21 protein-coding genes are annotated in these 26,670 nt (G+C 52.6%); 4 read left to right on the top strand and 17 right to left on the bottom strand.

Annotated features, from left to right (window positions below):
- Nucleotides 1–10: 10 nt before the first annotated feature.
- The 11 genes from B9D94_RS29575 to uxaC all read right to left on the bottom strand — a co-directional run bounded on the left by B9D94_RS29575 (nucleotide 11) and on the right by uxaC (nucleotide 15,953).
- A complete protein-coding gene (locus B9D94_RS29575) occupies nucleotides 11–2,443 on the bottom strand; it encodes a heavy metal translocating P-type ATPase (RefSeq protein ID WP_148248610.1) in 2,433 nt (810 codons plus the stop codon).
- 36 nt (nucleotides 2,444–2,479) lie between these two features.
- Nucleotides 2,480–2,680, bottom strand: a complete 201-nt coding sequence (locus tag B9D94_RS29570) for a cation transporter (RefSeq protein WP_036640228.1) — start codon at nucleotides 2,678–2,680, stop codon at nucleotides 2,480–2,482.
- Between the two features lie 300 nt (nucleotides 2,681–2,980).
- A complete protein-coding gene (locus tag B9D94_RS29565; RefSeq protein ID WP_006207111.1) occupies nucleotides 2,981–3,304 on the bottom strand; it encodes a metal-sensitive transcriptional regulator in 324 nt (107 codons plus the stop codon).
- Between the two features lie 232 nt (nucleotides 3,305–3,536).
- Nucleotides 3,537–5,627, bottom strand: a complete 2,091-nt coding sequence (locus B9D94_RS29560; protein WP_036640604.1) for an alpha-glucuronidase family glycosyl hydrolase — start codon at nucleotides 5,625–5,627, stop codon at nucleotides 3,537–3,539.
- 192 nt (nucleotides 5,628–5,819) lie between these two features.
- Nucleotides 5,820–6,836 (bottom strand): endo-1,4-beta-xylanase, encoded by a 1,017-nt coding sequence (locus B9D94_RS29555; protein WP_148248609.1) that lies wholly within the window; start codon nucleotides 6,834–6,836, stop codon nucleotides 5,820–5,822.
- 166 nt (nucleotides 6,837–7,002) lie between these two features.
- Nucleotides 7,003–7,938 carry a carbohydrate ABC transporter permease gene (locus tag B9D94_RS29550; RefSeq protein ID WP_006207114.1) on the bottom strand — a complete coding sequence of 312 codons (936 nt, stop codon included), beginning with the start codon at nucleotides 7,936–7,938 and terminating at the stop codon, nucleotides 7,003–7,005.
- A 52-nt stretch (nucleotides 7,939–7,990) separates the two neighbouring features.
- Entirely contained in the window at nucleotides 7,991–8,854 is an 864-nt protein-coding gene (locus tag B9D94_RS29545) for an ABC transporter permease (RefSeq protein ID WP_228030093.1), read from the bottom strand.
- A 319-nt stretch (nucleotides 8,855–9,173) separates the two neighbouring features.
- Nucleotides 9,174–10,862, bottom strand: coding sequence for an ABC transporter substrate-binding protein (locus B9D94_RS29540; protein WP_006207116.1), 1,689 nt, complete (start codon nucleotides 10,860–10,862; stop codon nucleotides 9,174–9,176).
- Nucleotides 10,863–11,097: 235 nt separating this feature from the next.
- The gene (locus tag B9D94_RS29535) at nucleotides 11,098–12,840 is read right to left on the bottom strand and encodes a sensor histidine kinase (RefSeq protein WP_148248608.1); all 1,743 of its coding nucleotides are present in this window, start codon (nucleotides 12,838–12,840) and stop codon (nucleotides 11,098–11,100) included.
- On the bottom strand, nucleotides 12,837–14,438 hold the full coding sequence (locus B9D94_RS29530; RefSeq protein WP_148248607.1) for a response regulator transcription factor: 1,602 nt from the start codon (nucleotides 14,436–14,438) through the stop codon (nucleotides 12,837–12,839). The genes B9D94_RS29535 and B9D94_RS29530 overlap by 4 nt, the downstream gene beginning before the upstream one ends.
- A 111-nt stretch (nucleotides 14,439–14,549) precedes the next feature.
- Complete coding sequence (gene uxaC / locus B9D94_RS29525) at nucleotides 14,550–15,953, bottom strand: glucuronate isomerase (RefSeq protein WP_036640240.1); 1,404 nt, start codon at nucleotides 15,951–15,953, stop codon at nucleotides 14,550–14,552.
- Nucleotides 15,954–16,040: 87 nt separating this feature from the next.
- Between uxaC and B9D94_RS29520 the strand changes: the two genes are divergently transcribed.
- The 3 genes from B9D94_RS29520 (at nucleotide 16,041) to B9D94_RS29510 (ending at nucleotide 18,883) form a co-directional block, all read left to right on the top strand.
- Nucleotides 16,041–16,718 (top strand): GntR family transcriptional regulator, encoded by a 678-nt coding sequence (locus B9D94_RS29520; RefSeq protein ID WP_006207120.1) that lies wholly within the window; start codon nucleotides 16,041–16,043, stop codon nucleotides 16,716–16,718.
- A gap of 129 nt (nucleotides 16,719–16,847) precedes the next feature.
- Nucleotides 16,848–17,945: a mannonate dehydratase gene (uxuA, locus tag B9D94_RS29515; RefSeq protein ID WP_036640242.1), complete on the top strand. Its 1,098-nt coding sequence runs from the start codon at nucleotides 16,848–16,850 to the stop codon at nucleotides 17,943–17,945.
- Nucleotides 17,942–18,883, top strand: a complete 942-nt coding sequence (locus tag B9D94_RS29510) for an SDR family oxidoreductase (RefSeq protein ID WP_006207122.1) — start codon at nucleotides 17,942–17,944, stop codon at nucleotides 18,881–18,883. Before uxuA ends, B9D94_RS29510 begins: the two co-directional genes overlap by 4 nt.
- A gap of 117 nt (nucleotides 18,884–19,000) precedes the next feature.
- Here B9D94_RS29510 and B9D94_RS29505 read toward each other — a convergent pair whose 3' ends face one another.
- From B9D94_RS29505 to B9D94_RS29490, 4 genes are all read right to left on the bottom strand, one after another.
- The gene (locus B9D94_RS29505) at nucleotides 19,001–20,317 is read right to left on the bottom strand and encodes a 6-phospho-beta-glucosidase (protein ID WP_148248606.1); all 1,317 of its coding nucleotides are present in this window, start codon (nucleotides 20,315–20,317) and stop codon (nucleotides 19,001–19,003) included.
- Nucleotides 20,318–20,371: 54 nt separating this feature from the next.
- Nucleotides 20,372–21,355 carry an N-acetylglucosamine kinase gene (locus tag B9D94_RS29500; protein WP_006207124.1) on the bottom strand — a complete coding sequence of 328 codons (984 nt, stop codon included), beginning with the start codon at nucleotides 21,353–21,355 and terminating at the stop codon, nucleotides 20,372–20,374.
- 106 nt (nucleotides 21,356–21,461) lie between these two features.
- Nucleotides 21,462–22,364 (bottom strand): AraC family transcriptional regulator, encoded by a 903-nt coding sequence (locus B9D94_RS29495; protein ID WP_253806083.1) that lies wholly within the window; start codon nucleotides 22,362–22,364, stop codon nucleotides 21,462–21,464.
- Between the two features lie 128 nt (nucleotides 22,365–22,492).
- Nucleotides 22,493–23,569 carry a branched-chain amino acid aminotransferase gene (locus B9D94_RS29490; RefSeq protein WP_148248604.1) on the bottom strand — a complete coding sequence of 359 codons (1,077 nt, stop codon included), beginning with the start codon at nucleotides 23,567–23,569 and terminating at the stop codon, nucleotides 22,493–22,495.
- Between the two features lie 126 nt (nucleotides 23,570–23,695).
- On the opposite strand from B9D94_RS29490, the gene B9D94_RS29485 reads away from it, so the two are divergent.
- Nucleotides 23,696–24,586 (top strand): LysR family transcriptional regulator, encoded by an 891-nt coding sequence (locus tag B9D94_RS29485; protein ID WP_063478109.1) that lies wholly within the window; start codon nucleotides 23,696–23,698, stop codon nucleotides 24,584–24,586.
- A gap of 67 nt (nucleotides 24,587–24,653) precedes the next feature.
- On the opposite strand, the gene B9D94_RS29480 is transcribed toward B9D94_RS29485, so the two are convergent.
- Together B9D94_RS29480 and B9D94_RS29475 are read right to left on the bottom strand one after the other, a co-directional pair.
- Nucleotides 24,654–25,472 (bottom strand): GNAT family N-acetyltransferase, encoded by an 819-nt coding sequence (locus B9D94_RS29480; protein ID WP_148248603.1) that lies wholly within the window; start codon nucleotides 25,470–25,472, stop codon nucleotides 24,654–24,656.
- Between the two features lie 476 nt (nucleotides 25,473–25,948).
- Nucleotides 25,949–26,485 (bottom strand): GNAT family N-acetyltransferase, encoded by a 537-nt coding sequence (locus B9D94_RS29475; RefSeq protein ID WP_006207129.1) that lies wholly within the window; start codon nucleotides 26,483–26,485, stop codon nucleotides 25,949–25,951.
- Nucleotides 26,486–26,670: the final 185 nt, after the last annotated feature.

Below are 26,670 nucleotides of genomic sequence, written 5' to 3'. Positions count from 1 at the left end.
TCCGTTGCCGTTACACCTTCATGCGCTGCAGACGAAGGGCGTTCAGCACAACCGATACGGAGCTGAGTGCCATGGCGGCCCCGGCCACCCAAGGTGCCAGAAGACCGATGGCGGCAATCGGAATGCCAAGCGAGTTATAACCGAGCGCCCAGAACAGGTTCTGACGAATGTTGCTCATCGTTTTGCGGCTCATATAGATGGCATCCGGAATGCTGTTCAGATCACCCTTCATCAGCGTAACGTCCGCGGCTTCCATCGCCACATCCGTACCTGTCCCGATAGCCATGCCGATATCGGCAACGGCAAGCGCCGGCGCATCATTAATGCCGTCGCCAACCATGGCGACCTTCTTGCCCTGCTGCTGGAGCTTCTTCACTTCGTCCGCTTTACCTTCCGGCAGCACTTCAGCAAGCACATGGTCAATGCCCACCTGCTTCGCAATGGCTTGAGCCGTGCGTTCGTTGTCACCGGTAATCATGATCACTTCAATTCCCATTTGCTTCAGTCTGGCTACGGCTGCCCGGGACGTCTCCTTAATGGTATCCGCCACGGCCACCAGACCGGCATATCGGCCATCTACCGCGGTAAGCATAGCCGTCTTGCCCTCGGTCTCCAGCTCCGACATTCGGGCCAGAACCGAGTTGATTGCCACGTTATGCTGTGCCATCAGCTTACGTGTACCGACAAGCACCTCGTGTCCTTCCACGTTGGCACGGATGCCATAGCCCGGAACGGCTTCAAAATGCTCGACAGCCGGGAGCTGTGTCCCTCTTGCCTCAATTCCGGCAACAATCGCTTCAGCCAGCGGATGCTCGGAGCTCTTCTCCGCAGATCCAACCAGACGCAGGAACAGCTCCTCGTCAATGTCGTTCACTTCAACATCCGTCAACTCGGGTTTACCCTTGGTGACCGTGCCTGTTTTGTCCAGAATGATCGTGTCGATTTTATGCGTGGATTCCAGATGCTCCCCGCCTTTAAACAGCACGCCCAGCTCTGCCGCGCGGCCTGATCCGGCCATAATCGAGGTTGGCGTAGCCAAACCCAGCGCACATGGACAAGCAATGACCAGTATGGCGATGGCAATCTCTAACGCATGGGCTAAGTTACCCGGTGTTACCCAGAAGAACCACACGAGGAAGGCAACCACCGCAATTCCAACCACAATGGGAACGAAAATTCCCGAGATGACGTCCGCCACCCGCTGAATCGGGGCTTTGGAGCCCTGTGCTTCCTCCACCACCTTGATAATTTGGGCGAGAGCTGTCTCTTTGCCCACTTTGGTCGCTTCAAGTGTCAAGCGTCCATTCTTGTTCATGGTGGCACCGATGACAGCATCGCCCGCTTTTTTCTCAACAGGAATACTTTCACCGGTCAGCATGGATTCATCCACCGCCGACGTGCCTTCCACTACTTTCCCGTCCACCGGAATTTTCTCGCCCGGTTTCACCAATACGAGATCTCCCGCCATCACCTGTTCAATCGGAATGGTGATCTCCTGTCCGCCACGAACGACCAGGGCTGTCTTGGCCTGAAGACCCATCAGCGTTTTGATGGCTTCTGAGGTACGGCCTTTCGCCATAGATTCGAACAGCTTGCCCATAATCACCAATGTGATCAGAACCGCACTCGTTTCATAGTACATCTCGGGCCCATGGTGTACGCTCGCTCCGGCCGCTGCCCAATCGATCGTTAGATAAAGGCTGTAGAAGTAAGCGGCTGAGGTGCCGAGTGCAACGAGAACGTCCATATTGGCGCTTTTGTTGCGGAGCGCTTTGTAAGCCCCCACGTAGAACTGTTTTCCGATATAGAATTGTACGGGCGTTGCCAGGGCCAGCTGGAACCAAGGGTTCATGAACAGATCCGGTATCCAGATCCACGAGGTGAAGGAAAAATGGCTCACCATGGCCCATAGCAATGGCAGAGACAGAATGGCCGATATGAGCAGCTTCCGTTTCTGCTTGGTGATGGCCTCCTTGCGGTGACCTTCCTGATCCAGCGTCTCCCGTTTCGATACGGCTTGATATCCCAGCTTCTCGACCCGCTGCTGGATATCGCCAAGGCTAACCTCGGCAGGATTGTACTCCACCCGGGCGGTCTCCATGGCAAAGTTAACGTTCGCTTCGCTAACTCCCGGCATCCGGCTTACAACCTTCTCGATTTTCGCGGCGCAAGCCGCGCAGTACATGCCAATCAGCTGCAAATCAACCGTTTCCTTGGCTGTTCCGTAACCCAGCTTCTCGATTTTCTCTTCCATCTCCTGGACGGTAACCACCTTCGGGTCAAAAGTCACGGATGCCTTCTCCAGCGCAAAGTTCACATTGGCTTCCTGCACACCTTCCATTTTGCTTAAGCCCTTCTCGATCCGATTCGCACAGGCGGCACATGTCATGCCTTTTAACTGCAGCGACGTTTTCTTCGGCTCCATTGTTGCTCCTGCTTCCATCTTCTCCTCACCCCTCTTCATCCTCGTGCCATTTGGTTAAACTACGTTGTACCCTTGTTCTTCAATGATCTCTTTGACTTCTTCCAGATTGAACTTAGCTTCATCATATTTGACGGAAACGGTGCCCGCCTTCAGGTCTACATGGCCCTCGATGTTCTGCTGCTTCAGTGCCCCTTCAATTGAATTCACGCAATGCATGCAGGACATGCCTTCTACTTTCATGGTTACCTGTTCCATTCTAAATCTCTCCTTTAGGTTTGGTTTTATTGTTGATGAATCATCCAAGAAACTCGATTCGGATTCCCGCTGAACTTTACTTGTAATTTCTATTTCTTGAAGTTAGTATACCCCCCTACCCTATATTTAGTCAACCAGTTATTATCGATTTTTTATAAAATAATTCCAATATCATGGATACATCGCATAACCGTGCGGAATTCATCCTTGACTAAACACATACTGCCACCTTCGGAAGGTGGCAGCTCCATACATTATTCACTTCAACCGGATCTTCTCCAGCTGAGAGTCCCATCCCCGTTACTTCATCAGCTTATTCATCGTTGTTAACAGCTCGGTAATAACCTCATCGTCGCCTTCCTGAAGGCGCTCCACGACGCAGCTCTTCATATGATGTTCCAGCAGTAATTTGCTGACACCGTTTAATGCCGACTGGATCGAGGAAATCTGGTTTAATACATCGTCACAGTACGTATCCTTCTCAATTAAGCCCTTCACACCGCGAATCTGCCCTTCGATCCGGTTCAACCGGCTGATGAGGTTGCTTTTCGTTTTATCGGAATGATGGCTCTTCCGCTCGCTGGTTACAGCACAAGCATCATGTACATGGTTCTCAGTTGTCATGCCCATTTCCCCCTCCTTTAAATCCCGTTCCTTCATCTTGAATCTAATCTATCCTGAACCTAGTATATCATATAGCCCCCCACCCTATAAAGCCCAGTTTATGGAATGAGGTTATCCGAACGGATGAGATTTCGTTGAATCGATACATGAATGGTTCTGTGGATCGCTATAACCAAAGGGTGCCCCATCAGATGGAATATCTGATGGGGCACCCCCTATATTTTCGCCCAAATTAATATATGATCCGTCCCGAGTCATCCGGTACGCCTGATTTGCGGTAGAAGTACGTATTGATTACATCCCGCCAATGCTTGGCGTGCTCAGCCTGATCGGCCAGCCGCTGTGCCACTTGAGCGAAACGCTCCGGATCGACTTTGCCTTCTAGCGAGGTCCAGGCGTCAAGCAGTCCAGCGGCAGCCTCGGCTCCCTCGAAGTGAGTATCATATATGTGCTGAATCACGGTTTTGCCGGATTTCAGCATATGGGAATACGGGACATGATGGAAGAACAACAGCAGCTCGTCCGGGCAGTCCTCCAGTGAATCATACAGAGCGGCATTTGGTTCGAAGTACTGAGCAGTGTAGCCTGTACCCGTCGCCATCGTGCGGTCCACCCCCATGCCGTCCCGATCCGCGAAGTGATACGTACCCCACCGGGAATATTCATAGCCATCCACATCCGGACCATAATGCGTATGCGGTGTAATCATCCAACCCACGCCGAGCGGTGACGTATAACTCTCATAGATCGGCCACGACTGCATGAGCATGCGGCACAGCGTTTTTACAACTGACTCGTCATTGCCGAAGGTTAACCTCGTCCACTCCTCTGCAATCCCCTCTGAGGATAATTCAGGATTCCAGATCAGCCGTCCGAAGCCGTACAGATTCGCTTGTGCCAACGTATGGCCCGTCCAGTTCTCATCATTCCCGATGTTGGACACCGCAGCAATCCCGCTATATTTCATGCCATGCAGCGAGCCGTTTGTTATCTTCTTCACCTCAGACCCGGCCCCATCCGCATAGGTATCAAAATCCAGCACCTCTTTCCACTGCGGCACCAGATAACACACATGACGCTGCTGGCCGGTATATTCCTGGGCAACCTGGAACTCCAGCACCTGATTGGTCTCTTTCATGCTGCCGAACAGCGGCGATACCGGCTCTCGTACTTGAAAGTCCATAGGCCCGTTCTTAATCTGCAGCAGCACATTGTCCTTAAACCGTCCATCCAGCGGGGTAAAATGATCATAGGCCGCACGTGCACGGTCCGTGCTGCGGTCGCGCCAATCCTGCATGCAGTTATATACGAAGCAGCGCCAAATCACGAGTCCGCCGTGCGGCTCCAGCGCTTCGGCGAGCATATTGGCGCCGTCGGCATGGTCCCGGCCATAAGCGAATGGACCCGGCCGATGCTCGGAGTCCGCCTTGACCAGGAAGCCTCCAAAATCCGGGATATGATCGTAGATTTCATCCGCCGCATCCTTCCACCACTGCCGAACCTCTTCATTCAGCGGATCGGAGGTGGATACGCCCCCTATGTGGAGCGGAGCCGCAAAGTTGATGCTAAGATACAGTGTAATCCCGTATTCTCTGAAAATATCAGCCACCTTCGCAACCGTTGGCAAATATTCGGCCGTAATGAATCGCGTCTCGATCTCATGCACGTTGACATTATTAATGGAGATTGCATTCATGCCTACCGAAGCCAGCAATCGGGCGTAGTCCCTCACTCGTTCCAGATTGTCGGTAAACCGCCCGTTCTCGTAAAAAATCGACTGACCCGAATATCCGCGTTCAACGGTGCCGTCGACGTTATCCCATTGATTAATCATCCGCAGACGATTCACAGGCTGATCAGCCACCTTCAAACCGGTTAGCGGTTGATGGGAGGCCAGCAACCGCAGCAAATGAAACACCCCGTATAATATACCTTTGCCTGATCCCCCGATCAGGACAAGCTTCTCCTGCTGCCCTTGGCCTGAATGTACCAGCGTGAAGCCCTCCGGATCCAGCTGTGTATCAGCCCGGCCCCTATCCATAGCCTCGGTTATCCCTTCTGCGGCTCCTTCGGCTGCTGCAGCTGCCCCCACATGAATACGAACCTCCAGATGGGAGGAGTTCAAGGCTTCCGAGGTGATATTCGGGACGATGCCAAGCATGGATTGACACGCATGCTTCAGTTCCTGGACAGCCGCGTTCGCAACTCGGGACTGCTGCTGATCCACAACAATGGTGCCGAGTTGCCTGCTGTAGGCGGCAGCAAGCTCCCGATCCTCGATGGGCGCATATTGCAGCCACGCTTTATATAAAGTGCTGTTCAACGTAAGTTCCCCCTTCGTTTGGGCAAGGCCAATGATTTCCCAGCTTCTCACTCCACTAGTTCCTGCTGCCCTGAGGCAGTAAAATACAGATGCCGGCCACAAGGACCGGCACGACAAGCTGATGGCAGCCTCAGCCGCTTCATATATTAGCTATGGTAATTAAATTGAATGTAGGAATCCTTGTAAAAGCAATTACGACTTGACCATACGCTCCACCAAGCGGTGAAACGCACGCTTCGGTTGATGAAGCTCATCGAACAGGAATGGCCAGTTCTTGCGCCCCCGCACCGGGAAGTTGTCCAACCAGGTGTAATCGTCGGCTGCACCCCAGAAGGTAACGGACGTAATATGATCCCGATACTCCTTCAGAATGCCAAACTTCTCGTCATACCGCTTGGCTTGAGCCTCCAGAAGCTCCTCCGGCGCCTCGGTCAGATCCTTTCTGGTGTCGTCGAACCGGAACATCGAAACATCGAGCTCCGTCAGCTGAAGCTGCAGACCGAGCGATGCATACTTCTCAATCGCTGCGCGGATATCGTCAAGGCCAGGATCGTACAGATTCCAATGTGCCTGCAATCCTACGCCATGGATAGGGGTTCCCTGATCCAGCAAGGACTTGACCAGCGTGTAGATTTTATCCCGCTTGTTCGGATGGGACTCATTGTAATCGTTATAGAACAATACAGCCGACGGATCTGCTTCATGCGCAAACTGGAACGCCTTGGAGATAAACTCCGGACCCGCGATTTCCAGCCATTTGGATGGACGAAGGAGCTCTTCTCCTTCATCCGCGATCACCTCGTTCACGACATCCCAGGCATAAATATCATCCTTGTATCGCTTCACGACCGTATCGGTATGCGACTTCAACCGTTCGTACAGCGTCGCTTTATCCACCATGTTCCCATTCTTGTCCTGGAACAGCCAGTCGGTCGTTTGGTTATGCCATACCAGCGTATGGCCTCGCATCTTCATTCCATGCTTGCGGGCGAAGGCAGCGAGTTTATCCGCATCCTCGAACGTATACGTATCCTCCGCGGGATGCACACTGACAAACTTCATTTCATTTTCCGCCGTAATGCTGTTGAAATGATAGGATAGCAATTCCTCCTGCGTTTCGATCGTCAGCGGGTTTACGGCCGCTCCAATGAGAAAGTCATCCGCGAACATTTCCTTCAGCTTTGGTTCACTACGATGATGGTTGGTCACATTCAGTCCCTCCTTGAATTAGAGATAATAACAAGATTGATGGTTTATGATCGTGATGCCACCTGCATCCCGGTTGGTCGACAGTCATCCAAGGCATGCATCGGGCCACGTACCGTGCGCACAGGAAGCAGTGCGCACGGTGCACAGCTTTAGCGGCTCCCGCAGCTTAACCTTTTACCCCGCCCAAGGTCATCCCCTGCACAAAGTATTTTTGCAGGAACGGATACACCAGGATGATCGGCACACTTGCCACAATGGTCATCGTGGCCCGAATGGATGTCGGCGTGACCTGATTCGCTCCGCTTTCCGAGCTTGCGAACTGGCTTGCGTAATCATTGCCCGAGTTCATCGAGGAATTCGAGTTCTGGAGTATTTTCATCAGCTCGTACTGCAGTGTGCTCAGTTCCGTATAGGAAGAGTTGTAGAGGAATACGTCAAACCAGGAGTTCCACTGCGATACCGCCGTGAACAGCGATACCGTCGCAAGAACGGGTACGCATAGCGGGAGCACGATCCGCATAAAGGTCGTGAATTCGCCGGCGCCGTCAATGCGTGCCGATTCCAGAATCCCTTCGGGCAGCCCTTCGATAAAGGATCGAATGACGATCACGTTAAACACGCCGATCAGTCCCGGAATGATGTAGACCGAGAAGGTGCCCAGCATGCCCAATTCGCGAATCAGCAGGAAGTTCGGAATTAAACCGCCGCTGAAATACATGGTTAAGATAAAAGCAATGGATACGAACTTGCGCAGCACGTATTCCGGACGGCTGATCGTATACGCAACCATGGCGCAGCAGAATACGGAGGTGATCGTACCGATCACCGTACGAAGCACGGATATGAAGGTAGCTTGAAAGATGGTTGCTTCGTTAAACACATATTTGTAATTCTCCCATGTGAAGTCCCGAGGCCATAGATAAATGCCGCCTTTCACCGAATCCGTCGCATTGTTGAAGGATACTGCGAGTGTATTCAGGAACGGGTACAACGTAACCACCATTAGGCAGATCATGAATACAATGTTCAAAGTATCGAATATCCGGTCCGCGGGAGACTTGAACCGGGCATGAGCTCGTGGTGAATCTGATGTCTTCGCCATATGAATCCTCCTGTAAGTGTTCTGAAGGAAAACGGTCCTCGTAAGCTTACGCTTAGAACAATCGTTCCTCGCCCAGTCTCTTCGCGATATGATTAGCCGTGAACAAGAGTATGAAGCTGACCACCGTCTTGAACATGCCTGCAGCGATCGAGAGCGAGAAGTTCCCCATCTGAATACCATATTTCAGCACGAAGATATCCAGGTTCTCGGAATAATCCACGTTCATGCCGTTACCAAGCAAGTATTGCGGTTCAAAACCGGATTCGAGCAAGTTACCGATATTCATGATCAACAGGATAATAAATACCGGCTTCAGACCCGGCAGGGTTATGTTCCAAATCCGTTGAAAACGTCCGGCGCCATCGATTTCCGCCGCCTCATACTGCGAGGGATCGATCATCGTCATGGCTGCCAAATATATGATGGTGTTCCAGCCGACATTCTTCCATACTTCCGAAACACCGAGTATTCCCCAGAAATATTCTCCTTCTCCAAGCCAAAGAATCGGTTCCTTGATGAGACCGAGCCACAGCAGCAGCTCATTGATGATTCCGCCGTCCGAGGACAGAGCCGTCGAGATAATGCTCGCCGCCACCACCCATGAGATGAAATGGGGCAAATAGCTGATCGTCTGCACGACCCGTTTAAACATCAGATTACGCAGTTCATTGAGCAGAATCGCCAGCACAATGGCGGTAACAAACCCGAGCACGAGGTTAATAAAACTCATGGCGAGTGTATTGCGCATGACCCGAAGGAAATGCTCATCCTGAAACAGGAAGGTAAAATGCTTCAAACCTACCCATTCCTGATCAAAGATTTTCTTCGCAGGTTTAAAATCCTGAAACGCTATCGTCCAGCCCCATAGTGGCAGGTATTTAAAGATAAACAGCCAGAGCAAAAAAGGAATCGACATGAAGACGAGCGCCTTCTGCTGCAGGAGCTTTTGAAAGAAGCTTTTTTCACCTGATGGCGGCCTGGTATTTAAACCAGTATCGTTTTTCCGTTGTTTATTGAAGAAACCTTTCGATTCCGCCGGCGTTTCTCGCAACGCCTTCGTTTCTGCAGGTCCAATCGGGTTCGCTTTATCCACGGTTTCTTCTCCTTCCTATCCAAGCCCTTACCGTTAAGTTCGAAGCAGGCAACTTCTCAGCGCCGAGCTTGTTGTATAGAAGAGGAGGGACGGATACTCAAGTCTACCGAGTGGTCCGCCCCCTTCGCCTCTCCTTCATCTATTATTGTCCTTGGGCATTTGCGATTTTCTTGGCGACTTCCTCGGTGATCAGATCCTCATATCCCTTCACATCCAGCTTGCTGAACTCGCCCACGTATTCATTCCAGATACGGTCAAACTCCGCAGGGTTTGCAAGCACCAGTTTCGGGAAGTATTTACGCTGCAAATCGCTTTTCTTCTGAGTGAAGATTTGTGCCGGTGAGCCCTGATCAATCGGAATGCTCCAAGCCGGGTACCATGGACGATCATCCGGCGCCGCAAACAATTGCGAGAAGGAATCGATGTCATAGGCTTCAAGCAGCTTCTTATCCGGTTCGGAATAAGACATTTTGGCAACCTCAGGCTGGCGTCCTGCACCGACGGAATTACCGTCAGGAAGCGTGGAGCCATTGCCGTAACGAGGCCAGTTGTATTCAAAGTACTTGAAGCCGAACGACTCGCGGAAGGCTTCCGTATTCGTCTGTGTGATCTGCTCTTCCGTACGGTAGAAGCGGCCGTTCTCATCAACGGAATACGTCTCGTCCTTGATGCCCCAGTTCGACAGAACCTGGTTCTCGTCCGTAAGCAGGTTGTTGAAATATTTCACAATACGCTCTGGATCCTTCGCACTGACGGAGATTCCTACGCCGCGGTTGTTAACAAAGGATGGCGGATCGAGATACTGGTCCTTGATATTCTCATCGTAGACGATCGGCAGCGCCATATATTCGAGATCGTCGTTACCCGATGCGTTGGCTGTTTCGCGCAGGTTATTCATCGATTGGCCTACCTGCCATCGATAGTCGAAGAAGCCGAGCACCTTACCGGAAGTCAGTTTGGCAAGGTATTGATCATAGTTATCCACGAAAGAGGATTTATCAAACAACCCCTCTGTATTGAGCTTGTTCAGCTCCTGCAGGTAGCGCTTCGTAATGTCATCGTCCGCATAATCGTTCGCTACGTGGGTCTCCATGTCGATGATGATCCCGCCATCGTTCGGATATCCGGCCAAGTGCATCGGGGCATTGGTCAGTGCAAAAAATTTATCCTGTGTTGTCAGTGCCAGGTACCCGGTCAAGCCTTCCTCCGGATGTTTCTTCACGTAGTCGCGAATCAGGCCCAGGTATTCATCGAAGGTCTTGATCTTCGGGTAACCCGCTTCCTTCAGAACACGTCGTTGAATCCAGAATGCACCCTGCTCAATGTTTGGAGCAGACGTGTACTCTCCTACCACCGCGCTCAGCGGCAGGAAGTAGATGTTGCCATCCTCGGCTTTCATCAGGTTGTAATACGGCTCGTATACACGCTTGATGTTAGGTCCATACTTATCAATCAGATCATTCAAGGGGATAAAGGCGCCCGCGCCAACCAGCTTGTCAATCGAGTTCCCCGGTACGATGACATCCGGATAATCGTTGCTGGCGATGAAGGTTCCCACCTTCGTGTTCTCATCCCCTACCAGATGCTCCATCTTAAAGTTCACGCCAGTTTGATCTTCGAAGATCTTACCGATGGTGGTTTCGTTCGTATTTTTGTCCTTGCCTGCTGCTGCGTTGAAATACGTGAAGGTGACCTTCTCTTCCTTCTTCTCGCCTTCGCCACCAGCCGCCGGCGTGTTGTCCGCGGTTTGATTGTCTTTTCCGCCGCAAGCTGCCAGAAGAGATACCATCATGACTACGGTCAGACAGCTCATCCAAAATTTCTTATTCATGCTCTTGACCTACCCCTTTCGGTCTTGTTTAATTGTAAGCACTTTCATTATAAGAGAGCCCTTGAGCGATTTTCACCCGTCAATCTTTAGGTGATACTTAGAAAACTATAGAACTGTGTCCAGCGGCAGAAAAAAAAGGCTGTACGGGCATCATGCAGGGCAGGTTTCTCCCTGCAACAAACAAATCCTGCTTCTGGTCATTCCAAACCGGAATGCCAAGCAGGATTTGCCGCCGTTATTGTTCGATGGGAATGGACAGCTGGACCCGAGTGCCTTGTCCCGGCGAGCTATCGATTTCAAACCGGAACCGGCTTCCGTAGTACAGCTTCAATCGGTAGATCACATTCTGAATGCCGATCCGCTCCCCCATCTCATCCTCGGTATCGAGATAACGGCAGATGCGTTCGACCTGCTCCGCGGACATGCCGGCCCCGTTATCCTGAATGGTACAGATGAGCGATCGACCCTCGCGTACGATATGCACTTCAATGCGTCCCCCGTGCTTCAGCGGCTCAATGCCGTGAATGCTGGCATTCTCCACGAAGGTAACCATCGCCATTTTGGGTAATTGCAGGTGACCCTCTTCTGCGGGTGCGTGGACCGTATAATCAATCTTGTCCCCAAACCGGTATCTCTGGATTTCAAGGAAACAGTGGATAAACTCCACCTCTTCCTTGAGCGTCACCATATCTTTTTTCCAGACTAATGAATTACGGAAAATCTTGGCCATGTTATGAATGATTCTTGCCGTCTCATCCTCATCCTTCATCAGGCTCCGCATGCGGATGGTCTCCAAGGCGTTAAAGAGGAAATGCGGGTTAATCTGGCTCTGCAGTGCATTCAATTGCGCATGCCTTCGCTGAAGTTCCAAATTTTTCTTCTGGATATCCGCCACGTATACGTCATTGATCAAGCTTTCGAGCTGCAGCGTCATCCGGTTGAATTCACCCGTCAGCTGGCCGATCTCGTCGCGGGCCTCCGCTTCTTCAATCGTGTCATAATTCTGGTTCTTAACCTTCTTCATATGCTTGAGTATGCGTACCAGCCGCACGCTTAGGGAACGGCTAATCCAGACGATCACCAGGGTGGGGAGCAGAAAGTTCAAGCAGGTCAGCACAATGACAAACCGCAGGGATTGCTGGACATCCCGCAGCACCACATCCTCAGGCGTCACCGCCACCATCGTCCAGGAGTTCAGATTGTTGGTTGTGAAGCTGTCGGTACGAAACTCCAGAAACTTGTCCTCATGCACGATGCTGCTGTACGGCACGGAGTCCTGCATGACGTTGACGTTCGAATCTGTGGTGTATTCAATATTTCCGGCGCCGCTCAGCAGGTACACCTTGCCCTGCACGTTCAGATTGCTCATAATCTGCCGGATCGAGGGCATCCGCATATCAATCTTGAGATACTTGCTATAGTCATTCTGGGAGTTGAAATAATTCATGCTCCGGATGATGCTGAAGCTGTCCAATTGGCCGTTTCCACCCGTGCGCATCACGATCGGTTGAGTCACGTTCTTGCCCGCGATCAATTTGTACCAGGCCTCTTCCTTCACCTGGTCATCGATGTAATTGATGCCCCCGGAATACAGCAGGGTCGGATTGTCCACATATAACGTAATTTCGCTGACCGAGTTGTATACGGCGCTGCCCGAATTCAAAATGCGGCGAAGATAGCTGTCATAAGCCTCAATATAATCGGCGGGGTGGTCGTATCCCGTCTCCACGATCTCATTCAATTGAACATCCGTATAGAAGACCGAGGAGATCTCCAGGGCATCCTCGACTTCTCGGCGGAATTCGTTCTTCATCTGCTCAAGCGCTACGGTTATATCCTGGATCCGCTGCTCCCTCACGCTGCCGGATGTCACATTATAGAAGATCAGGTTGGTGATCAGAATCGGCAAAAAAACAGCCAGGAAATACATCAGCAGCATCTTGTCCCGCAGGCGGACATTGTTTAAGCTTGGCTTCATCGATTCGTCCCTTCGGACGCTGCCTCCTTCATCAAGCGGCTCCGATATTCGCTTGGCGTCATCCGCTCAATCTTCTCGAATTGCGTGACAAAATAGTCCGGGTTGCCGAAGCCTACGCGTTCGGCCACCTCATAGATGCGCAGGTCCGTCTGGCGCAGCAATCGCTTGGCTTCATTTACGCGCAGCTGCAGCAGGAAATCATTAAAGTACACGCCGTATGCTTTTTTAAACAGCTGTCCCAGATAGACCGGGTTCATATAGAACTTTCCCGCGATGCTCTTCAGACTGATATTCTCATGAAAGTTAGCCTCAATATAAGCCCGGATCTTCTGAATTCCGCCCTTGTGCTGCTCCTTGCGAAGATGTGAAATATAGTTTGCGCTCTCAACTGCAAAATCGGTAAACAGACGCTTCAGCTCACGCAGCGACAGATTGCGGTCATGCCACTCGGTCATCGGCTCCAGGCTGGACAGCCGGCTCTGATCCCCCTCCATGCTGCTAAGCACCCGCACCACGCCCAGTACGCATTGGTTGATCGCCATCTTCACGGCTTCAGGCGCATACAGCTTCGCCTGGAAGGATTGAAACAATAATGTGATCGTCTCCTCCAGCTTGGCGAAATGCAGCTCTTCGATCTGCTCCAGCAGCAGCTCGTAGAGGCTCTCCTCCAGACCGATATATTGCAGCGCATGCAGAGCGGCTTCCTCATGGATTACGATGCCGCTCTCATCATAGACGTACTTGTATAACAAGGCTTCCTTGGCCGTTTCATAGGCATTCTGGATAAAGGACAGCTGCTGAACCGGTTGACCGAAATAGACAAAGATCCTATCGTTATCAGTAACGAGCGATTGTTGAATGCGTCTGGCGAATTCCCGCTGACAATCCTGAGAAGATTGCAGAATACGCCCCGGTACGATGATGCCGATTCGATTGCGGTGCTCATGCAAGTAGAAGGGCTGAGCTCCATTCGTGACGGCAAGGAGCGCCTCTTCCACCCGGTCCTTGAACTCGCCTCCGCCCGCTTCACCCTCGTCCTTTGATAGCGGTAGGTCATTCCGCTCGACGAAGACGTAGAACAGTCGGTCCTCGGGCAAGAGCTCAAGACGCCGCTCCCATTCCTCCAGCAGCGCCTCATCCGCTTCCCCTATAATCAGCGACTCCATCAAGGCGCCGGACAACAGACGTTCTTCTCGCAAGCGTGCCTCGCGGTCAGACTCCAGCCGTCCGCTGAGCCGGACCAGCGCAATACTGAATTCCAGCTCGTCAATCGGCTTCAGAATGAAGTCGTGTACACCGTAACGAACCGCCTGCTGCGCATAGTTAAAGTCATCGTATCCGCTTACAATAATAAAATAAGGCTTCACGATATCCTGCGTGACAACTCGCCTGATCAGCTCAAGTCCATCCAGCACCGGCATGCGGATATCGGTAATGACCACATCCGGCTGAAGCCGTTCAATCAGCTCCAGCGCATCTTCGCCGTTATCCGCCTCATCTACGATTTGAAAGCCGCAGGCTTCCCAATCTATCAGCTTCAGCAGCCCTTTGCGCGTAAACACCTCGTCATCCACCAATATCGCCCGGTTCAAGTGCACGGTATGTCCCCCTCGCCTTTTGTTCCCATCTGCCTACCAACCCATGCCTATCCGTCAGTCGGCAAACGCTTTCATATAGTAAGTCTATTGTTCATGCTCTGCGCGAAATTGTCAACGAATTTGAAAATAACGCTCGGCATTAAGGTAGCAGATATCCTGGATAATGGCACCGATATAATCGTAATCCGCGGGTACCTCCCCTTCCTTGATCCAGTCCCCGAACAGACGGCACAGCACTCGCCGGAAATATTCATGCCTTGGGAACGACATGAAGCTCCGTGAATCCGTCAGCATGCCGACAAAGGTGCTGATGAGCCCCATGGAAGACAGCGCGGTAAGCTGCTTCAGCATGCCTTCCTTCTGATCGTGGAACCACCAGGCCGACCCGAGCTGAAGCTTGCCCTCAACGCCAGCCGCCTGGAAATTCCCGATCGTGGTAGCCAGCATTTCGTAATGAGACGAATACAAGCTGTATACAATCGTTTGCGGAAGCTGATCGCTGCTGTCGAGTCTGCTCAGGAATCCGTTCAGGCTCTCCGCCAGATGAAAATCCATAATCGAGTCATACCCGCTATCCTTGCCGATCTTCGCGAACATACGCGCATTATTGTTCCGGATCGCCCCAATATGCAGCTGCATGGTCCAGCCCATCGCGTGATACATCTCGCCCAGCTTAAGCAGGGTATACGTGCGGTATTTCCGTTCTTCGAGCGGCGTTATGCTGAGACCGCTGATGGCTTTGCCGTAAATGTCTGCAACCTCTTTCTCCCCTGCCGGTTCATAAGGAAAACTGCCAAAGCCGTGATCCGACAGGCGGCAGCCATGATCGTGGAAATATTGTATCCGATGCTGCAGAGCTTCCAGCAATTCCTGGTAGGTATCTACAGCTTGATCTGCCGTGGATCCCAGTGTCTCCACATAGGAGGTGAAATCGGGATGGGTCAGGTCCAGCACCCGATCCGGACGGAATGCAGGCGCTACGATGGTGGTCAATTCCCCGTTCTCCCGAATGGCACGGTGGAACTCCAGCGAATCGAGCGGATCATCCGTGGTGCAGGCTACTTTCACTTTGAATTTATCCAGAATCCCGCCTGCCCGTAAGGAAGGACTCTTGAGCTGTTCATTGCAGGTCTCCCAGATTTCCCTGGCATTGCCTGAGGTTAGCCGCTCCTGAACCCCGAAGTAACGCGCCAGCTCCAGATGCGTCCAGTGATACAGTGGATTGCCGACCAGACGCGGAACGCAGCCTGCCCAGGCCATAAACTTCTCTTCCGGGCTTGCACTGCCTGTAATCAGCTCTTCGTTGACACCGAGCCAGCGCATGGCTCTCCATTTGTAATGATCTCCCTCCAGCCATATCTCTGTCAGGTTATCGAATTGCCGGTTGATCGCGATATCCTTCGGGTTTAGATGATTGTGATAATCGAATATCGGCATGCCTTCCGCATAATCATAAAAAAGTTTCTTGGCACTGTTGCTGTTCAGCAGCAGATTTTCCGTATCCAAACGGCTCATGTGATTGCCCTCCGATTCTTATTTAGATTTTCAGTTCCATACTACCATACAAGTATGGTAGTATGGAATACATTAGGAGGTGATGCCGTGGTAGAATCTTTGCGTTTACAGCCAGGGTCGGCCGGACATATCGTGTACTCCCAGCTTAAGCAGCAAATTGTGAGTCTCGAGCTCCCCCCCGGAACCGCTCTATCCGAGAAGGAGGTTTCCCTTTCATTCGAAGTTAGCCGAACACCGGTGCGGGAAAGCTTTGTCCGCCTGGCTCAGGAGGACCTTGTTGTTGTGCTTCCCCAGCGCGGCACGCGGGTCTCGCTCATTGATTCGGAGCTGGTCGAGGAAGCCCGCTTCATGCGGGAGCAGCTTGAGAAGGCTGTCGTCCGTCTTGCCTGCGAGAGCTTTCCGGAGGATAAACTTCTTGAGTTGGAACGGAATCTGTCCGAGCAAAGCGAGAGCATCGAGAAACATGACGGCAAGCATATGTTTGAACTGGATGAAACCTTTCACCGGATTTTGTTTGAAGGCTGCCGCAAGGTAGGTACCTGGAATGTGCTGCAGCAGATGAATGCTCATCTGAACCGGAGCCGGATGTTATGGCTGTCCGCCGATCCGAATTGGACCAACCTGTACGAGCAGCATCGGGAGATCGTGGACGCGATCCGGCGCCATGACGCTGATCATGCAGAGCGTGAGATGCAGGAACATCTCAGCCTGATCATCTCCAATCTGGCTGTGCTGAAAGAAAAGCATCCCGATTATTTTAAATAAGGCATAAGCGGCGGGTGCGGGTGCACCTCCTTGTCCGTCCGCAGCCTTCCATCTTGGCTGTACCATCGTAATTGCAGATTTCCGGCAGCTGTTGCGTTAACTCCTTAAACTTATAAAGGCGGTGAAGAAATGCGCATGGTATTCAGGTGGTTCGGCGAGGGTAATGATACGGTCTCGCTGGATCAGATTAAACAAATTCCCGGCGTGGAGGGCATCGTATGGGCACTTCACGATATTCCTGTCGGTGAAGAATGGCCGATGGAGCGAATTGGAGAAGTTGTGGACCAAGCTAAAGCGTACGGACTTCATGTGGACGTCGTGGAAAGCGTGAATGTCCACGAGGATATCAAGCTCGGCCTCCCATCACGCGACCAATACATAGCCAATTACATCCGGACGATTGAGAAATTGGGTCAGGTCGGCGTCAAAGTCATCTGCTACAATTTCATGCCGGTGTTCGACTGGGCTAGAACTGATCTTCACAAGCAGGCGCCGGATGGATCCACGGCTCTCTTCTTCGAGAAGGCCAAGATCCACGGCACCGACCCGATGGAGCTGGTTCAGACGATCAACCGGAACAGCACCCTGACCATGCCAGGCTGGGAGCCGGAGCGATTGGCGCATCTGACGTCCTTATTCGAGGCTTACCGCGGCGTTACCGAGGAAGATCTGTGGAGCAACCTTGAATATTTCTTAAGCGCCGTCATTCCGGCTGCCGAGAAGAATGGCATTCGAATGGCCATTCATCCGGATGATCCGCCTTGGCCGATCTTCGGTCTGCCGCGAATCATCACCAGTCAGGAGAATCTGCGCAGATTCCTCCATCTGTATGACAGCCCGGCGAACAGCCTGACCCTGTGCAGCGGGTCGCTCGGCGCCAATCCGGACAACGATATCGTCTCCATGATCCACGAGTTCCATGACCGGATTCCATTCGCGCATATCCGAAATGTCCGCGTCTACGAGAATGGCGATTTCATGGAGACGTCGCACCGGACCGAAGACGGGACCGTGGATATATCCGGTATTGTGCAGGCTTATCATGACAACGGTTTCACCGGATATGTAAGACCCGATCACGGACGGCATATCTGGGGTGAGCAATGCCGCCCGGGTTACGGTCTGTATGACCGCGCCTTAGGCATTATGTATCTGTGGGGGCTGTGGGACGCATACAGCCGTGAGCGTGCAGAGAGCGCAGCCGAGCGGAAGGAGGCTGTTCAATGAGCGAGGTTCATATTCATGTTGCAGGAGCTTCCGGGCCAGGATCAGGAGAAGCTATCCCTGAAGACACGCCGCAAAATACCCCGTCACTTCCGCTCCATCCGTCACTAAAGGGAAAGACGGTTGTCATTACGGGCGGCTCCGGGGTGCTGTGCCGGGCGATGGCCCTTGAACTGGGACGGCAAGGCGCCAAGGTGGCTGTCTTGAATCGCACGGCCTCGAAGGGCCAGCAGGTGGCCGACGAGATTATCGCCGCCGGCGGTGCTGCGATTGCCGTTCCGTGCGACGTGACGGATGTTGAGAGCGTCCGCGAAGCCGAGAAGGCTGTACGTGAAGCCTATGGCCCCTGCGATATCCTCATTAATGGAGCCGGCGGCAACCGTAAGGATGCCAACACAACCCATGAAATCTACCGGCCGGAAGATGCGGGAGCGCCGGATCCGGAGGTTACAACGTTCTTCGGGTTAAGCGTGCCGGGCTTCCGCAGCGTGTTCGACCTGAACTTCATCGGCACCCTCATTCCGACGCAAATCTTTGCGGAGGGGATGCTGGGGCGTCCCGGGGCCGTCGTGCTGAACGTCTCGTCCATGAGCGCGCCAAGCCCGATGACCAAGGTTCCGGCTTACAGCGCAGCCAAAGCGGCCATCAACAACTTCACGCAGTGGTTGTCGGTTCATCTCGCGGAATCGGGCATTCGTGTGAACGCGATTGCGCCGGGCTTCTTCCTGACCGAGCAGAACCGCAACCTGCTGACCCATAGCGATGGTTCGCTAACCGAACGCTCTCATAAAATCATCTCGCATACTCCCATGAGACGGTTCGGCGTACCCGAGGATCTGCTCGGTACGCTGCTCTGGCTCGTGGACGATCAGACCTCCGGGTTCGTCACGGGAACGGTGATCCCTGTGGACGGCGGTTTCATGGCTTATTCCGGCGTATAACGAATCGCATACGGTTTCATCAGCAAAAGGCCTTCCCAAGATTATCTGATCTTGGGAAGGCTCTTTTTTACTAAATATAAGCGTTGTTTCTTATGTGGAGTGGTATCCCCACTCGATTTACAGCACAGCCTCCGGCTTAAAAAAGGCCGGCAAATATTTCTTGTTCGCCTCCAGCATCTCATCGAGCAGCTGCTTCGCTACCGTCACGGACGGTACCAGCGGATGATGAACCAGCGCTTGCAGAGCAATGCCGCGATCACCGGTAATGGCGGCTTCAATCGTTAATTGTTCGTACACTTTCACCGCATGCATCAGCCCTTTTACATGGGAAGGAACCTTTTGCGGTACGAGTGGAATTGGGCCCTGGCCTGTCACCACGCAGTTGATCTCAATGCTGGCATCCGCAGGCAGGAAGTCGTAGATGTTTCCATTGGACACATTCAGTGTCTGGATATCATGGCGGTCATTGTAGATCGAGGTCATCAGGTTAACAGCCGCTTCGGAATAGTAAGCACCGCCCCGCTGCTCCAGCTGCTTCGGCTTCTCCGCCAAATTCTCGTCCTTGTAGAGCTCGAACAGCTCCTGCTCTACCCGGCTAACCACGTCCGCTCGGGTCCCGTCCTTCTCCAGTGATGCCTTCATATCCGCGAGCATCGTATCCGTCATGTAGAAGTATTTAAGGTAATACGTCGGAATGGCTCCCAGCGAACGGATGAAGTCGGCATCCCATCCAAAGGTCGGCACGTTCTTCGCCGTATACGACTTGCCGCCGTCCAGCAGCTCCGGCATCTTCTCTTCGCCGTTGACGATGGCCGAGGTCACCCAGTGAAGATGGTTGATGCCAACAAACTCGGCCAGAACATCCTTCTCGGACACGCCATATTCAGCCGCGAGAAACTTCTGGAAGTTAATCGGGGAGTTGCACAGTCCTACGGACTTGACCTTGCTGTGCTTCGCAACAGCCTCGGTTACAATTCCGGCCGGATTCGTAAAGTTAAGCATCCACGCATTCGGCGCCAGCTCCTCGATATCGCGGCAGATGTCCAGAATGACAGGAACAGTGCGCAGTGCCTTCAGCATTCCGCCCGGACCCGTCGTCTCCTGACCGATGACACCATGCATAATCGGAATATGCTCATCCTGTTTACGTGCGGCCAGCAAGCCGACACGCATCTGAGTCGTTACAAAGTCAGCGCCTGCTATCGCTTGTCTGCGATCCAGTGTGAGATGAACCTCAATCGACAGGCCGGACTCTTTTACCATGCGCTTCGCCAGATTTCCTACGATCTCCAGCTTATGCTTGCCCTCATCAATATCTACGAACCATAGTTCACGAATCGGCATCTGCTCATAATTGCGAATGAAACCTTCAACAATTTCCGGGGTGTACGAGGACCCTCCCCCAATGACCGCTATCTTCAATCCTGCTGCCATGTTCATCGCCTCCAAGATATGTTATCCATATGATCTATTCCATCGCTAAGCTGGTCAGGCCGTGGTTACCTGTTCGAACGTAAAAGCCTTCAGTTTGGCTTCCGTCTCTGCAGCCACGGTAACCCCATCGGCATCCATCGCACAGAGAAGTGCGCCGGAAACCGGATCGGAGGTCAGTCTTACACATGCTGCATGCGGTGCACGGACTGCAACGACCCGTTCAATCGCATCCGTCAAAATGGAGCTGTTCGGCCTGTTCAGCACACTGCCGATATAGACAATGTCAAAGGCTTCATCGGTCATATCCAGCCGCCGGATGAGCGTGCATACCGCATTGGCCAGCTCTTCGCCTTCGTTCTGAAGAATCCGGGTCGCTACCTCGTCGCCGGCTTCGGCTGCCTGGAACAAGGTTTTCACCAGGCTTGGCGGAACCGAAGCTTTACCGTAGAGAACATCCTCGTACATCGGTTCCACGGACGCATATCCCATCTGCTCCAGAACGAGCGAAGTCAATAAAGTTGCCGGTCCCCGCTCGTCCCAAGCCCGAATAACCGCCCGGAAGGCCAGCTTCGCGAACCCCGAACCGCCTGCGTATCCGTCCCCATATAAGAATCCGAAGCCCCCATACTGCAGCTCTGCTCCCGCGCGATTGCGCGCCGCGCTGTTAAAGCCCGTACCGCAGATCAATGCAGCTCCATATGGACGGCTCGTTCCTGCCCGCATACCGATAATGGTATCGCATGCGATACCATGTCTGGCATAGCCCAGCGCTCCGATCATGGGGCGCAGAATCTCATAATCTGCTTCCCGGTCCGCTCCAGCCAAGCCGAAATAGGCATAACTTATATCTTCTTTGGCAACACCAGCCTGTTGAAGAGCTGCATCACAGGCTTCCTCAATGTTACGGGCCGCATGTTCACGGTGAATCTGGTGATTACCGTTACCAGAAGCCCCCTTGCCAAGAATGTTCCCTTGTTCATCACAGATCACAGCGTGCGTCTTGCTGCCGCCGGCATCTACACCCAGATACAAACTCATGGACTTCACTCCTACCCGCCTATAGCGGCATCATGGTGGTATATATCCAAGATACCGCTTCCACCGTGCTCCATCTACTGCTATACCATCGAGGAGTGATACTATCTTACTGTTTCTCAGACTTCGTGGTTGAAGGAATAACGGGACGGCCCGCATACGCGTGCTCCCGAATTTCGCTTGGCGATGCGCCGACATGCTGCTTGAACAAGCGATTGAAGTTGGACAAATTCCGAAATCCGCAGGTTTCCGCAATCTCAATGATCTTCTGATCGGTTGTCTCCAGCAGATGCACGGCATGGGTTAGGCGCAGCTGGATCAGGTAATGGTGCGGGGACGTTCCAACCGCCTGCTGGAAGAGTGCGCTGAACCGGGAAGGACTCAGGTGTGTCAAATCCGACAGCTCCTGCAGCGTCCAGCCGTAATCCAGGTGAAGCTCCATCGTGCGCAGAACTTCTTTTAACGCGTGCATTCCCCTGCCCTTGATCGGTCGGTTCTCCTGGATCGGAGTTGACAGGTGGCGGTTCGCCAAACTAAGGAATCGAATCAGATCCGAACGGATCAGACTCATGTAAGAGGTGCCCCGCGCTTCATTCTCGTCCATCATGCGCCGGAGCAGCCGGGCCAATTCATCGTGGACCGGAGACTGCCGGTCCACGTTCCCCAGCGAACGGAACGGAGCCATCAAATCCGGATCGAACTTGAGATCAATGGACAGCAGCGAAGGCTCGAACATAATGACATCCATGACGAGGTTCTCCGTTTCATAAGCCCGGTGCAGATCATTGCTGTTAATGAAAATAATGTCCCCCTGCTGAAAAGGCAGCTTCATCCCGTTGATCAGAATAAATCCGATGCCGCTGCGAATATAGTTAAGCTCCAGAGCATGGTGCCAATGCAGGCGCTGGGCTCCGGCAAATATACCGTGCGTGGTCGATGCAGTGAAAGGAAAGGCAGCATTCGTAAAAACGATGGCATCCGGAACAACGCTCTGCGGACGATTCACACACATTCACCTCCATGGCCCTCAATATCGATACGAGTTCGTGATTTACCCACATCGTACCATGAGCCGCGGCAAGAAAAAAAGGACTCAACTTCAAGCAGTGTGCCGCCTGAAGCAAGTCCTTATAAAGTTCATTAAGATAATGTAAGCTCAACGGCCCAGCCGAACGGGTCCTCCGCCGTTCCAAGCTGGATGCCCGTGATCGCATCATATACACGTCTGGAGAGTTCGCCCGTTGCTCCCTCGCCAATCACCAATTGCTCGTCTTCCCACTCCAGGGAGCCGATGGGTGAAATAACCGCTGCCGTGCCGGTTCCAAATGCTTCGGTCAGCAATCCGCTGCGATGGGCTTCCACGATCTCATCAATGGAAAGCGCACGTTCTTCCACAGGAATGTTCCAATGCTGGAGCAGCTGAATGACCGAGTTCCGGGTAACCCCGTCCAGGATGCTTCCGTTCAGTGCCGGGGTCACCACTGTGTCGCCAAGCTTGAAGAACACATTCATGCTGCCGACTTCCTCAATATATTTGCGGTGCACGCCGTCGAGCCATAACACCTGGGAATATCCCTTCAGGGTGGCTTCATCCTGTGCCTTCAAGCCTGCCGCATAGTTGCCTGCCGTCTTGGCGTTACCCACTCCTCCGGCTACCGCGCGTACATATTTCGGCTCGACATAAATGCTCACCGGATTAATGCCTTCCGCATAATACGAGCCGACAACCGACAGGATGATCATGAACTTGTATTGCAGGGACGGCGCTACGCCAAGCACCGGCTCGGTTGCAATGACAAACGGGCGGATATAGAGCGATGTTCCCGGCTCGGATGGAATCCAGTCGCGATCCACGAGCACCAGCTGTTTGAGTGCCTCCATCACCAGTTCTTCGTCGAGTGCCGGGATGCTGAGGCGATGATTGGACAAGTTAAGCCGCTGAATATTTTTGCCTGGACGGAACATAAGAATCCGCTGATCTTCTGTCAGATAAGCCTTCAAGCCTTCAAATACCGTCTGGCCATAATGAAATACCTTCGCAGCAGGATCCAATTCAATAGGCTGATAAGGAATGACACGGGGATCGTGCCAGCCTTTGCCGGCGTCATAGTCGAGAATAAACATATGATCCGTAAACACAGTGCCGAAGGCCTGTTTATGATGGCTCGGCTTCGCCTTCGGGGTATTCGTTAATTCCACGGGTATCATGTAAGTCATGTACACACATCTCCTTAATCTGCAAACGTTTTTATTAGTTGAATCATATCAATCGATACCCTATATTAAAAATATCTGATTTATAGGGATACCATACCTTTTGGGTATGGAGAGGAGGTAGAGAGCATGGATATCCGGCAGCTACGATATTTCCTGACGATTGCGCAGGAAGGACAGATCACGCGTGCAGCGAAACAGCTGAACATGGAGCAGCCTCCGTTAAGCCGTCAGCTGAAGCTGATGGAGGAGGAGCTTGGCGTTACGCTGTTTGACCGCAGCGGCAAGCAGCTGCAGCTGACGCATGCAGGCGAGCTTCTGCAGAACAGGGCGGCATCCCTGCTAAACCAGTTTAATGAAACGCTAACCGAGGTAAAAGAGATTCACGCAGGAGTCCGCGGCATGCTCTCCATCGGCGCCGTCGTATCCTGCATTTCTCTCCTGCCGCAGCGGATCCATATCTTCCGGCAGCACTATCCGGAGGTCACCTTCAAGATTCGGGAAGGGGATCATTCCCTGCTGGCAGATCAGCTCGACAAACGCAACATTGAGCTGGCGGTGACCCGCCTCCCCTTCGAATCCAGCTTCGGGCCTGAGCGATATGCTGTGCAGCCCTTGCCTTCGGACCCCTTCGTGGCGGTCCTTCCCAGCAGTTGGGAAAGCACTGCCGCCCTGTCCGAAATCTCGATGCGCGAGCTGGCGGATTATCCGTTCCTGTCCTTAAAGACCGATCAGACGATCGGGATGCATGAGCGGGTCATACAAGAATTCAAGCGCGGCGGACTTGAACCGCGTGTCATATGTGAATGTTCCAGCGTCGCCATTATCCTGGCCTTGGTAGCTGAAGGTATTGGTACCACCATTTTACCCGAATCGGTCATGTCCTCATTCGCGATCCCCAACATCCGGACACTGTCCATCACAAGCGCTGATTTTCAGTCCGACGTCGGCATTGTCTGGCTCAAGGATCATGTACTGTCCAATCGGGCCCGGCATTTTCTAGATACCTTTATAGAATAACATTTGTTGGCGCCTGCCGTCTGCCCCGGCTTTGTCCAAGCCGTGGCGGGCGACATCCAAGGATTCGTTATTCATGGTTAACAAACTTGAAGTCACGAATCGTCCCGCACCGGTTAAATCCGATCTTTCGGTACACCCGATTGGAGCCCGGGTTGGCCTGATCGGCATACAGCATGGGGACCAGGCCATCCTGCCTCAGGACAAGTCCAAGTTCGGCCACCAACGCGCTGGCATATCCTTTTTTCCGTTCATTTCTCGGAGTGTATACGGCATTTATCCGTCCGTGTCTTGGTGACCGGTGCGCGATGTTGGCCATGGATACCGTTTGATCACCGGCAATCCATACATAGAGTCCGCCTTGTTTAATGAGGCGCTCCGCTGCCACGACCTGGCTTGCCGCATTCGCGCGCACACCGTAAGCATCTTCCGAGAAGCCTACCAGAAACCGGGCCACCTGCTGCGTATCCTCGGGTGCGGCAAGCCTAATTGCACCCTCTACATGCAGAGGCCGCTTCACGATGGGAGCATGGTAACATTCCATCGTCATATGATGACGGCAGGCCACGTTATGGGCGTCCGCATAAATCCTTGCAAACTGCTCCGCCACGTCCGGCTCTCCGGTCACTCCAGGCAGTGCAGCCTCTCCCAGCTCCCTCACCAGCTCTTGCAATAAGTTTTGACGTTCTTCGTCTGTGACCTCCCGGGCTAACCATAACCAGGCGTTCCCACGGGGAGACTGGGCAAGGATCATGCGTCCATCCAGCGATTTCAGACCAACATTCTGCGGCGATTCAGTTATGAGATGGATCAGATTGTACGAGACCTCATCCTGAATAAAATCCGCTCCATACAGCACCTCGTCCCGTGGCATCAACTTCCCAAGCATTTGTACACTCCCTCTCTCCCAGGATCAATCCTGTTTGCCAGCTGTTGGAGTCCTGAATCCATCCGTCATCAAGCATTGTACGCTTGTGCGTTGCGCGTACGATGACCCTGGAAACACAAAAAAACCCCGTCCCTTGTAGGGACGGAGCCTCGCTCCGCGTTACCACCCTGATTCGCGCCGATCAAACCGGCACGCGCTCTAATCACCATCCATCAATGATGCCCCATGATAACGGCAGGGAGTTCCCGGATCCACCTCAAGACCTCAATCATCGGCAGATCTGCTCCGAGGTGATGGCCATTCATCGCCGCTGACTGCTTCGCACCATCCAGCAGCTCTCTGATTTCAGCTTCATTTACGATTCAGGCGTCCTCATCCAAGCATTTTTTCACAAAATTTTACTCAGTGTAATCCCGGCCTCACCTAGCTGTCAAGCCCCCTATCCCAACATAGAAGAAATACTTGGAGTTTCCGATCTATTTGTTATTAAAACGGAATACCAGCATATCTCCCTTCTCAGGATGGACGCCATCATGCTCCGTATACCTTCCGCCCGTGTACGTATTCAGCGTTTTGCGCCAAAAAATCTGAGTGCTCATATTACGCTCGGTCGGATTCGTCTGAAGCTCCCATGCACCTTGGAAATGATCGAACACAAGCTCAGCCGCACGTTGGGCTACACCTTGTCTTCGAAAAGTCCGAAGCACAAAAAAGTCATTCAAATAATACTGGATATTCGGTGATGGAATGTACGGTGTTGTCGCCACCAGCGCCAGCCCTGCCGCAATGCCATCCACACTGATCAAATAAGGAAAAAGAACCGATGGCTGCTCCCACCAAACATCGAGCTGCTTGGTCTGTTCGCTCAGGGTTGGCACATCCTCTTTCTCGAATACACCGAACCGGTTAGGGCGGACCCCCCATATCTCAGCAATGTCATGCAAGTACAGTGGATAGATGTTATGCAGAATAAATGACTGTTCCTTCGGGCATAAACGTACCTCAATATTCACGGTCAATCCCCTCCCTAATGAATGATGTATGTAAGGTTAGTATGTCTAGGATAACATATTTAATCTTCAAAGAGGTTTACAGGTATGTAAATTGCGTTACGAATAGGGTGAAAATATGGTAACCCTATCCTCTATTTCACCATGTTTTCAGTATATGACCTACAGCTCATCCAAAATTATGTTGA

Source organism: Paenibacillus sp. Cedars, from assembly GCF_003184205.1.
GTDB lineage: Bacteria > Bacillota > Bacilli > Paenibacillales > Paenibacillaceae > Paenibacillus_AQ > Paenibacillus_AQ glucanolyticus.
The sequence above is the reverse complement of the archived record's forward strand: the minus strand, read 5'-3'. Positions and strand labels throughout refer to the sequence as shown.

What these genes read in the sequence shown, in the direction of transcription:
- B9D94_RS29575 (WP_148248610.1), bottom strand. Translation starts at nt 2,443, where the DNA reads ATGGAAGCAGGAGCAACAATGGAGCCGAAGAAAACGTCGCTGCAGTTA.
- B9D94_RS29570 (WP_036640228.1), bottom strand. Translation starts at nt 2,680, where the DNA reads ATGGAACAGGTAACCATGAAAGTAGAAGGCATGTCCTGCATGCATTGC.
- B9D94_RS29565 (WP_006207111.1), bottom strand. Translation starts at nt 3,304, where the DNA reads ATGACAACTGAGAACCATGTACATGATGCTTGTGCTGTAACCAGCGAG.
- B9D94_RS29550 (WP_006207114.1), bottom strand. Translation starts at nt 7,938, where the DNA reads ATGGCGAAGACATCAGATTCACCACGAGCTCATGCCCGGTTCAAGTCT.
- B9D94_RS29545 (WP_228030093.1), bottom strand. Translation starts at nt 8,854, where the DNA reads ATGTCGATTCCTTTTTTGCTCTGGCTGTTTATCTTTAAATACCTGCCA.
- B9D94_RS29540 (WP_006207116.1), bottom strand. Translation starts at nt 10,862, where the DNA reads ATGAATAAGAAATTTTGGATGAGCTGTCTGACCGTAGTCATGATGGTA.
- B9D94_RS29535 (WP_148248608.1), bottom strand. Translation starts at nt 12,840, where the DNA reads ATGAAGCCAAGCTTAAACAATGTCCGCCTGCGGGACAAGATGCTGCTG.
- uxaC (WP_036640240.1), bottom strand. Translation starts at nt 15,953, where the DNA reads ATGAGCCGTTTGGATACGGAAAATCTGCTGCTGAACAGCAACAGTGCC.
- uxuA (WP_036640242.1), top strand. Translation starts at nt 16,848, where the DNA reads ATGCGCATGGTATTCAGGTGGTTCGGCGAGGGTAATGATACGGTCTCG.
- B9D94_RS29510 (WP_006207122.1), top strand. Translation starts at nt 17,942, where the DNA reads ATGAGCGAGGTTCATATTCATGTTGCAGGAGCTTCCGGGCCAGGATCA.
- B9D94_RS29505 (WP_148248606.1), bottom strand. Translation starts at nt 20,317, where the DNA reads ATGGCAGCAGGATTGAAGATAGCGGTCATTGGGGGAGGGTCCTCGTAC.
- B9D94_RS29500 (WP_006207124.1), bottom strand. Translation starts at nt 21,355, where the DNA reads ATGAGTTTGTATCTGGGTGTAGATGCCGGCGGCAGCAAGACGCACGCT.
- B9D94_RS29495 (WP_253806083.1), bottom strand. Translation starts at nt 22,364, where the DNA reads ATGTGTGTGAATCGTCCGCAGAGCGTTGTTCCGGATGCCATCGTTTTT.
- B9D94_RS29490 (WP_148248604.1), bottom strand. Translation starts at nt 23,569, where the DNA reads ATGACTTACATGATACCCGTGGAATTAACGAATACCCCGAAGGCGAAG.
- B9D94_RS29485 (WP_063478109.1), top strand. Translation starts at nt 23,696, where the DNA reads ATGGATATCCGGCAGCTACGATATTTCCTGACGATTGCGCAGGAAGGA.
- B9D94_RS29480 (WP_148248603.1), bottom strand. Translation starts at nt 25,472, where the DNA reads ATGCTTGGGAAGTTGATGCCACGGGACGAGGTGCTGTATGGAGCGGAT.